The following is a 3,451-nucleotide window of genomic DNA, read 5'->3' as shown; positions in this document are numbered from 1 at the left end:
CCTGGTGAGGGGGAAAGCCCAATCGAAAAACCGCTACCGCCTAATGAGGGCACACCGATCTCACCACCTTGTACAGTAGATTGTGGTGATGAAGGGGATAAGAATCCTGGTGAGGGGGAAAGCCCAATCGAAAAACCGCTACCGCCTAATGAGGGCACACCGATCTCACCACCTTGTACAGTAGATTGTGGTGATGAAGGGGATAAGAACCCTGGTGAGGGGGAAAGACCAATCGAAAAACCGCTACCGCCTAATGAGGGCACACCGATCTCACCACCTTGTACAGTAGATTGTGGTGATGGTGGTGATAAGGAGCCTGGTGAAGGTGATAAACCCCTTACTGATCCAATTTTTATTCCTGATACAGAAATTAGTGGTACGTTGAATAACTATGATTCAGATCGTTCAGCAATAGCTGTTTTAGCTTCTGCCGATGGTGAAGAGTTATTAGCAACATCAACAATAGGACCTGATGGTGAATTCCAGTTTACAGGACTTAACAAAGACCAAGAGTATATTGTATCGGTAAGTCAGTCTGGATATCGATTTAAACATGAAAATGGCGATCTAACTTTTTCGGAATCTAACTTACAAACAGGCTCTTCAGCCATTATTTCAACAGGTAAACATATCACTTTTAATGGTGATGTGATTGATGGCCTAGAACAAGATAAGTTCACTTATTATTGGTCTGAGGATGTAAGTGTCTCAGGAGAGGAGCATTCTTCTTATATTAATGAGCCACTACCAATTGAAATTATTGGCCCTGATTTCAGTGATGTAGATTCACATGCCAGTATTAATCTGGTTAAAATGTTTGGTATCAGTTTACAAGATACAGATGTTAATTGGACACCAGAGCATGCCTATCGATTGTTGGAATCGCTGCTTAGAACTGGTCTTGAAGATTTACCTTCTTCAAGCCAAGAGGATAATACTCGTAGGTTTGAAAGCCACTGGGAATTAACAGATGACTATATTCATAATGATATTGAAATTATCAAACGTGAAGGAATGCCGCCGCTTGTAAGAATTGATAATGCAAGCTTTACATATGCTTCACCTATGGTTGCGACTGTTGATGGCAAAAAAGGCCGTTTTTTCTCAAACAGATTATTTAAAGCAGGTGTGCGATTTTTAACTGATAACGGAAATGATATCGTTTTGGCGGCAGATATCATAAAACGCCGTTATGGGATTAAGATTGCTACAGATGACTATTTTGAAGGCCTATATGAGACTGTACCTGTTATCGATGAAGATCGTTCAGCAGGAATTTGGCAGATGTTTCAGCCTTCTGAATTAATCGAAATCATTGCTATGTTCGAGGAATTTCCATCAGGCATGCAAGATATAAGCTTTCCGAATGATGATGGTGGTCTTCGTTACTTATTAAGGCGTCGAAATGGATTGCTTCACCCTTTATACGAGCAAGCTGCGGCAGTAGCTTGGACTTCTGCAAACTATATTGAGTATATGGAATCAGCCTTTGATCAGGGCGCGGTTGCAGATGTTCAACGTTTAATCATTCATGAAAAAGCGCACTTTATGTGGGACTTTGTTTTTAGTACAGAGTTAAAATATGAGTGGTTAAAGCAATCTGGTTGGTATATGCCAGGAGATGGCGATGCTGATTGTGCTGGATGGGCGGAAGATCGTCATAAATGGACGCCACACAATGTAGATCCTATTACATTGGAAGAAAAAACAGAAACTCATGATCATCAGCCGCTTCAAGGTGAACCGGTTATAGAGAAAGCTTGGGCATCTTGTAGCACAACAGAGTTCGTGACAGCGTATGCCGCCAAACTTAACCCAAATGAAGACATGGCTGAAAGCCTAGCTTTCTTTTTGACAAACCCAGATATGCTTCGTTCAAGATCGTTGCCTAAATATGAGTTTATCCGCGACTATATTATGCAGGGCACAATATATCTAAGTGTTATCCGTCCAGATTTAACTTTTGAAGTTCTTAATTTATACCCAGACTATATTTATCCTGGGAAAATTAATGAAGTGAGTATCACAGTTGATGGTGGTCCCTCTGATGATAAACAAGTTAAGGTTAAGCTTGGGTTACATGTCAATGAAGATTGTGGTGATGTTGATGATAAGTATTGTTTTGACGGTGCCGCCAAAGCTTACATGCGTTTAATAAGCCCTATTGGAACTTATCGTGACCAATATTTCTCACCTGTGAACGGGAGTGTGGACTCAGAATTATATGCTGAGTTCACACTGCCATCGATGGCTGCATCTGGCTGGTGGACACCAGCAGAAATTGTCGTGACAGATCAGGTTGGTAATCGACGTATTGAAAAGTTCAGTAGTTCAGATTATGGCTGGCGTTTATATGTCAATAACCCTGACGCTGACTATACGCCGCCTGAATATGTCGCAAATAGTATGAACTTGAAATTGTATAACCATGAGTCGGAAAATATTCCGTTTGAGATAGCTGATGATGAACAGATATTACAGATGTCATGGTTAATCAATGAAGATCGTTCAATGGAAGGTGGTAACTGCTTTACCAGGGTTGCCAATATTGATGCTGATAGGGAATGGGGATTATATAGTAATGATCTATATGCCATGGATGTTCCGCGTGTTGATGTTCCTGGTGCGACACATTTATGCGAGATTAACTGGCTAGTTACCCGTTTCATTGCGCCTGGAGAGTATTCTCCAGCGTTTGTAAAGATGAAAGACAGTGCATTAAATCATGGCAGAGCTGATTTTTCGTTCGATCATCCAACATACGAAAGTCCTGTTTCGCTTTGGCTTGGGGGAAGTACACCAGATGTTGAAGCGCCAATTGTAGATGCACAAGCTTGTGCAACTGATGATTTGGAGGAGCGTTGCCTGAGAATCGTTGGCGAGCCATTAAATCCTGAAAATCCTAATGGTGAAACACGTGTGCGGATCTATTACTGGGCATACGAAGATCAACCTTTATCTCATGCATCAGGACTTGCAATTTCTGGTATTCGTTTAAGAAATCCACAAGGTCAAGAGTTTCATTATTGGCATGGTGATTCATCAACGGGCTTAGCGGGTTACTCACCAAATAAGCACTCTAGGTATTTTAGTTGTCATGAACATGCTCAGGAAACAATGGAAGAGTGTGATGCCACAACGCCAATCCAGTATATTTTTGAAACTATTCTTCCTGTAGGTTCTGCACCTGGTACTTGGGGATTGACTGAATTAAATGTCGAAGATTTTGCGGGTAATAAAAATAACTATGGCTTTACTGAAAATTTAAGATTTGAAGTGGACTAAAGTTAAGCCATTAAGTTTTCATTATTAATCTAGTTGAGCGGCCAAACTAAATTGGCCGCTTTTTTGTGGGTAATATATATGTACTGGTCAAGAGACTGTAACTAATTTTGTGTAACTGCTTATCAACACGTACTCTATAGAGAGTCAAGGATAGGCAGATACTCAT

At 40.9% G+C, this 3,451-nt stretch carries 1 protein-coding gene; it reads left to right on the top strand.

Features of this window, described 5'->3' with window-relative positions:
- On the top strand, positions 1-3,285 hold a 3,285-nt coding region (locus tag Q4533_RS19485), incomplete at its 5' end, for a hypothetical protein (protein WP_303503891.1).
- Positions 3,286-3,451: the final 166 nt, after the last annotated feature.

The sequence above is a fragment of the Shewanella sp. 6_MG-2023 genome, from assembly GCF_030547195.1.
Classification (GTDB): Bacteria; Pseudomonadota; Gammaproteobacteria; order Enterobacterales; family Shewanellaceae; genus Shewanella.
This window is presented reverse-complemented; position numbering and strand designations above follow the sequence as displayed.